The following is a 6,346-nucleotide window of genomic DNA, read 5'->3' on the forward strand; positions in this document are numbered from 1 at the left end:
CAGCCGCGAGGGTGAATACTGGACCCGTCAGGACATCCATTTGAGGATGCGGATCACGCCCATGTCGGCGGAGCGGCGATGGGCCGACACGTCGCGCCGGGCGGCGATCTCGGCCCGGTTGGCGGCATAGTAGCGGTAGGCGCGCAGCAGCATCTCGCTGTTCGTCAGCGTGGGGCGCCAGCCCAGCTCCGCCTTGATCCGGGTGGTGTCGAACACGAAGTCGGCCGCGATCATGCGGTAATGGTAGGGGCCGAGCGGCGACACCCGCAGGGCGTGGGCGGCCTTCATCGCCAGCACGGCCGGCCCCTTCGGCAGGCAGCCGATCCGCGAGCCGCTGCCGGCCCGCGCGATGACGTGGGCGAAGGTGTCGCGCATGGTGTCGACATCGTCCGAGCCAATGCCGAACACGCCCCCCGTGCCCCGGCGCCACGCCAGCAGCATCGCCGCGATCAGGTCGCGGGCGTAGATGAACTGGTAGCGGTGGGAGCCGTCGCCGACGACCCAGACGCGCCTTCCCTCGCCGATGAACTCGAACAGGATGGCGAGCAGGCCGAGCCGCCCCTCATCCATGATGGTGGGGCAGCGGATGATCGTCGCGGCGAAATCGCCCGCGTGGCCGGCCAGGATCTTCTCTCCCTCCCACTTGCTGGCGCCGTAGAGTTCGCACGGGGCAGGCGTGTCGTCCTCGCGCACCGGCCGATCGAAGCCGTGGCCCCACAGGCAGTTGCTGGAGACGTAGACGAGGCTGGGGATGCCGGCCGCCGCCACGGCCGAGGCAAGGGTGCGCGTGCCCTCGACGTTGGACGACCACATCTCGCGGGGCGAGAGCGCGCCGTGCGCCAGCAGCGCGGCGCAGTGGAACACCGCCTCGTGGCCCGTGCCCGCCAGCAGCGAATCGAGGAGCGCCCGGTCCCGGATGTCGCCGACCACCGCCCGCAGGCGCGGGTCCCGGATCGCATTGGGCAGGAGGTCGACGCTCGTGACCTCGTGGCCGTCCAGCACCAGTTGCCCGACGAGGAGCGACCCGAGGAAGCCGGAGCCTCCGGTTACCAGAACACGTGCCATCCGCTGCCGTCCCGTCGCCTGTGGGCGGTGCCGGCGCGCGGCCCATGCCCGAATTGCGTGTGCTCCGCCGCCCTCAAGCCCGCGCCGGCCGGTCCATGGGCGCGGGCGCCAGCCACCCGTCCGCCAGGAGACGCCGGCTCAAGGCGAACAGGCCGCCCGCGACGACGAACGACAGGATGGGCAGGTCGAACACGTAGAGGATGCGCGCCAGGGGAATCGTGATCCAGGCCAGCACGAGGAGCGGCGGCGGCGCCGGCTCGACGGCCCGGTCGAGGACCACGAGGGTCAGCACGGGGGCGACCACCGCCAGCTCGTAATGGCTGGCATAGGGCAGGATCACGATGGCCGCGAGGAGGATGACGAGGAGGCGAGTCGGGTCCGGTCGGCCGCGCCGCAGGGCCGTCACCGCGCCGGCGAAGGCGACGGCCGCGACGCTACCCTGGATCGTCCAGGCGAGGGCGGCCGGCAGGTCCCAGAACCGGGCCGAGAAGTAGACCGAGATCGAGGTCTGTATCCAGCGGGCGTCGAAGGCGGTCACGAAGGCGCTCTGCATCGGCATCGTCACCGTGACGAAGCGCTGCCAGGGCTCGACGCCGAAGGCCGCGACCGAGAGGCCGACGAGGGCGACGGTGAAGACCCCGGATGCGAACAGGCAGCGCCAGTAGCCGCCGCAGAGCAGGATCAGGCCCAGCACGCAGGCCAATTGCGGCTTCACCGTGAGGCAGGCGAGGCAGAAGCCCGCGAGCCACGGGCGGCGTTGGCCCTCCACGACCGCGAGGGTGGCGGCGAGTGCGATCAGGCCGCCGAAATGCCCGTAGACGATCATGGCCACGGCAGGCGGCGACAGGCAGACGAGGAGCGTGAGGAGGCCGCGCGGGAGGCTGCGCCCGGTGTCGCAGGCGCGCAGGGCCCCCGTCAGGGCCGCGAGGTTCAGGGCGGTCCAGGCGCAGACCGCCGGCAGGAACGGCAGCAGCGCGAAGGGCGCCAGGAACAGCAGCGCGTGCGGCGGATAGACGAAGACCAGGGCCGGATCGAGCGACAGGCCGAAGAGCGTCCGAATCGCGCCCTGGTAGGCCGGCAGATCGGTGAGATAGGCGCCGTTCCCGGCCATCACCAGGCGCGGCGCCATCCAGAAGTTGACGAAGTCGCGCCCGAACGGCGCGCCGATCATCCACCCGGCCGTGTCCCAGGGCCGGACCGAGAGCCAGCTTGCCAGGGATACGAGGGCGCCGATGCCGACGACGGCGACTTGCCCGCTTCGCAGGGCTGGCTGGGACATGCGGACACGCTCCGGAACGGGGCCGAAGCTACGGTGTCCGGGATGAGAATTGGTTAATCCGGGGCGCGGATATGCCCGGCCTTGACCGGCCGTTAAGGCCCGAAATGCGACACCGGACCCGAGACCTTCGGACATCCTCGCAAGGTGCCCGGGATCGGAGCGGTGAGATGTCGATTCCGGCCCAGTCCCTACCGGCCGCGTCCTCGGCGCGGATCGCCCCCGACACCTTCCTCTGGCTGCTGGTCGCCCTCTCGGTCGTGACGCTGAACGCGCCGGCCGAGATCTGGCAGACGATCGACCACCTGCGCGTGCCGGACACGGACGACGCCATGCGCCTCGTCGAAGTCCGCGACTTGGTGGCCGGCCAGGGCTGGTTCGATTCCGTGCAGCACCGCTTCCTGCCGCCGGGGGTCGTGGCGAGCCACTGGTCCCGCCTCGTCGACGCCCCGCTGGCCGGCCTGATCCTGCTCCTGCGCCCCCTCGTGGGCCAGCGCCTCGCGGAAGGGCTCACGGCCGCGTTCTGGCCGCCGCTGCTGCTCGGGCTCTACGCCCTGGTGCTGTATCGCGGAACGCGGAGTCTCTTCTCCAAACGCGCGGCGATCCTGGCGGTGCTCGCGGCGACACAGACCTTCGGCCTGACGGTCCAGTTCCGGGCGGGGCGGGTCGACCACCACAACGTCCAGCTCATCACGATCCTGGGTCTCGCCTTCTGCCTGATCCGCGGCGACCTGTGGGCCGGCATGCTGGCGGGCGGGCTCGCCGCCCTGTCGCTCGCGGTCGGCCTGGAGGGGTTGCCCTACGTGGCGCTCGGCGCCCTGTTCCTCGTGGCCGACTGGATTTTTCGCGGACGGACCGCGCTGCCGGGCTTCCTCGGGTTCGGGCTCGGGCTCGGGCTCGCCGCCCCCCTGCTGTTCGCCGCACAGACGGCACCGTCCCTGTGGGGCACGACCGCCTGCGACGCCCTCTCGCCGCCCTGGCTCTGGCTCGCCGGAGGGGGGCTTTTCGCGGCCCTGGCCTGCGCGGCGACCGACCGCTCCCTCCCCTCCCCCGTCGGCCGCGCCGGGCTCGTGGCCCTCATCGGCGCCGGGCTGGTCGGCGGGTTCGCCGCCCTGTTCCCGGCCTGCCTCGGCGGCCCGTTCCCCGGCATGCCCGCCCTGGTGCGGGACTACTGGCTGCTCACCGTGAACGAGATGTCCTCGGTGCCCAAGTTCGTGGCCAGGGGGCAGTGGGAGGTGCTGGTCTTCTATCCGGTGCTGGCGCTGGCCGCCGCCGCCGCATCCTGGGGGGTCTTTCGCGGGCCGGCCCCGCAGCGGCGCGCCTTCGGCGTCGCGGCCCTGTTCCTCTGGCCGGGCCTGATCGTCGGCTGGTTCCAGTTCCGTGGCATCTACGTGGCCTCGGGCCTGATTCCCCTGGTCGCCGGCCCCGTGATCGACCGGGCGCTGAGCTTCGCCGCCGACCGGGAGGCCGCGTCGGCGCGCCGGGCGGGCACCGGCCTGCTCGCGGCTGGGCTCGTCGGCTCGGTCTGGATGGCGCCCGCCTACCTCGCCACCCTGCTGCAAGCGGAAGCGGGGACCGCGCAGGACGTGCAGGGCGCGGTGATCTGCCAGTCGGACGAGGCGGTGGCGCCCCTGGCCGCCCTACCGCCGGGCACGGTGCTGGCGCCGATCTTCCTCGGGCCGTCGATCCTGCTGCGCACGCCGCACGCCGTCGTGGCGGCTCCCTATCACCGCGCCATCACCGGCCTCACCGCGGCGATCGAGGGCCTGGGCGGCACCGAGGCGGACCTGCGCCGGCACGTCGCGGCGCTGGGCGTCGGTTACCTCGTCGCCTGCCCGGCGCGACCGGGCGCCGACCTCCAGGCCGAGACCGCCTTCGCGACGCGGCTGGCGCAGGGCACGGTATCGACGCCCTGGCTCGAGCCGGTGGCGCTCCCCGGCGTGCTCAAGGTCTGGCGGGTGCAGCGCTGAGCGGCCGACGCATCGTTATTTCACGATGCGGTCGAGGCGGTTGTCGACGAAGAAGTACAGCTCCTTCGCGCCGGGCTCGGTGTAGAGCACCTGCACCTCGCGCCCGGAGCGGCCTTCCCCCACCAGCACGTCGGTCGGCGGCTTGCCCTTAAGGCGCACGAGGTCGCACTCACTGATGCCGGGCTCGATGGCCGCGGCACTGCCCGGCACCGGCCCGGTACAGGTGCCGTCCGGCGCGAGCACCGGGCCGGTGAAGCGCGGCGGCGGCGCGGGCGGCCTCGGCGGCACCGGGGCGATCTCGGAAGGGGTCGGCGGCGGCGTGCGCTCGGCGCTGGTGCAGCCGGCGAGCAGGCTCGTCGTCAGCAGGAGGGCGGTGAGGCGTCGGGTCACGGCGTGTCCTTGAGGCGCTCGGCCGCCGGCATCGCGGGACGGGACGGACCGGCCTCGCGCGCCTTCAGGGCGGCGGCGTACATCCGCGCCACGTCCCGCTTGAAGGCGGCGCGGGAATCGGCGCGCGAATAAAACATGTGGCCGCCGGGATAGACGGACAGCGTCAGCCGCCTGTCGCTCCCGTAGGCCGGCATCTGGTCGATCAGCAGCTTCGAGGCGAAGTAGGGCGTCACCAGGTCGGTGAAGCCGTGGGTCACCAGCACACGCAGGTTGCCGTCCAGCGACAGGGCGCCGCGCAACGCCCCGAGGGATTCCGGCGCCGAGCGGCCCGAGCCCCAGGTCCAGCCGCGGTTGACCGCGCCGTTGAGGAGTTCGTAGCGCAGGTTCGGCACGCGCCAGTTCAGCTGCCGGGCGTAGAGGTCGATCATCGCGCTGGTGAGCGGGGCCTGGATCGCGGTGAGCAGCGGGTCCTCGAAGCCGGAATGGGGTGCGTTCGGGTCCGGGTCCCAGCCCGTCACGGCCGTGTCGTAGGCGCTCGCCACGCGCCCGCCCGCCCGGTCGATCTCGCGCTGGACGCTGCTGGACGAGAGGCGGCCGGCTTGCGCCTTCACGAAGGCCGGGTCGAGGCCGGTCAGCGCCGCGACGCGCTCGGTCAGCCGGGCGACGGCCTCGGCGTCGGCCGGGCCTTTCAGCAGGTCGGCGAGGTAGGGGCCGGTGGCGTAGGCTTCGGTGTCGGCCAGGAGGTCGCGCGTCGGCACCGTGTCGCCGCGCTCCAGGGCAGCGGCCGCGTAGGAGGGCAGGCGCAGGACGAAGCCCCACGGGTTGGTGCGCGGTTGCTGCAGCCAGGCGAAGTCGAGCACCGGGGAGAGCAGCACCAGCCCGGACAGGCCGATCCCGATCTCCTCTTGGAGCTTGCCCGCGATCAGCGGCCCGCGAAACCCGCCGTAGCTCTCGCCGACGTAGAATTTCGGCGCTGCCATCCGGTCGTTGACGCGCAGGTAGCGGGCGATGGCCGAGGCCAGCACCGAGGCGTCGGCATCGACGCTCCAGTACTTCTTGGGCTCCCCGTCCGCCGCGCGGCTGTAGCCGGTGCCGATGGGATCGATGAAGACGAGGTCGGTGAAGTCGAGCCAGGTGCCGTCGTTCGGCACCAGGGCGGTAGGGCGCGAGGGGCTGATGCTGCCCCCGTCCGCGGGCAGACGCCAGGGGCCGATCGCGCCGATGTTGAGGTAGGCGGAGGATGCGCCGGGGCCGCCGTTGATGGCGAAGGTGACGGACCGCTCGATCCCGGCCTGCGCCGGACGGGTATAGGCGACGAAGGCGATCTCGGCCTGGAGCTTGCCCGATTCGTCCACCAGCGGCAGGCTGCCGGCGGTGGCGGTGAAGTCGAGTTTTTGGCCGTCCGGCAGGGTGACGGCGTGCTGGGTGGTGGCGTCGGCCGGGAGTTTCTTGCCCTCCGGCGCGCGCTCGGCCGGGCGTTCCGGCGCAGGGCGTGGCTGTGCCTGCGCAGCGGCCTGCAATGGGGCGAGGGCGATCAACAGCGCGACGAGAACCCTCCCCCGTGTGCGGGCTGCCGAATTCACACACCTGCGCAGCGGAACCGATGAGGTCGCTCGAAGCGCGGCCCGGCCCCCTCTCCCGTGCG

General features: G+C 72.5%; 5 protein-coding genes. 1 reads left to right on the plus strand and 4 read right to left on the minus strand.

The window, feature by feature from the left end:
• Window positions 1–27 precede the first annotated feature (27 nt).
• A complete protein-coding gene (locus COGEMETH_RS18965) occupies window positions 28–1,065 on the minus strand; it encodes an NAD-dependent epimerase/dehydratase family protein (RefSeq protein ID WP_238184160.1) in 1,038 nt (345 codons plus the stop codon).
• 73 nt (window positions 1,066–1,138) lie between these two features.
• Complete coding sequence (locus COGEMETH_RS18970; RefSeq protein ID WP_238184161.1) at window positions 1,139–2,344, minus strand: glycosyltransferase family 87 protein; 1,206 nt, start codon at window positions 2,342–2,344, stop codon at window positions 1,139–1,141.
• A 167-nt stretch (window positions 2,345–2,511) separates the two neighbouring features.
• Here COGEMETH_RS18970 and COGEMETH_RS18975 point away from each other — a divergent pair, with 167 nt between their 5' ends.
• The gene (locus COGEMETH_RS18975) at window positions 2,512–4,311 is read left to right on the plus strand and encodes a hypothetical protein (protein WP_238184162.1); all 1,800 of its coding nucleotides are present in this window, start codon (window positions 2,512–2,514) and stop codon (window positions 4,309–4,311) included.
• A gap of 15 nt (window positions 4,312–4,326) precedes the next feature.
• On the opposite strand, the gene COGEMETH_RS18980 is transcribed toward COGEMETH_RS18975, so the two are convergent.
• Both COGEMETH_RS18980 and COGEMETH_RS18985 read right to left on the minus strand, forming a co-directional pair.
• A complete protein-coding gene (locus tag COGEMETH_RS18980) occupies window positions 4,327–4,701 on the minus strand; it encodes a hypothetical protein (RefSeq protein WP_238184163.1) in 375 nt (124 codons plus the stop codon).
• Window positions 4,698–6,239: a S10 family peptidase gene (locus COGEMETH_RS18985; protein WP_373875396.1), complete on the minus strand. Its 1,542-nt coding sequence runs from the start codon at window positions 6,237–6,239 to the stop codon at window positions 4,698–4,700. Before COGEMETH_RS18985 ends, COGEMETH_RS18980 begins: the two co-directional genes overlap by 4 nt.
• Window positions 6,240–6,346: the final 107 nt, after the last annotated feature.

Source organism: Methylobacterium trifolii (assembly GCF_022179685.1).
In the GTDB taxonomy this organism is placed as follows: domain Bacteria; phylum Pseudomonadota; class Alphaproteobacteria; order Rhizobiales; family Beijerinckiaceae; genus Methylobacterium; species Methylobacterium trifolii.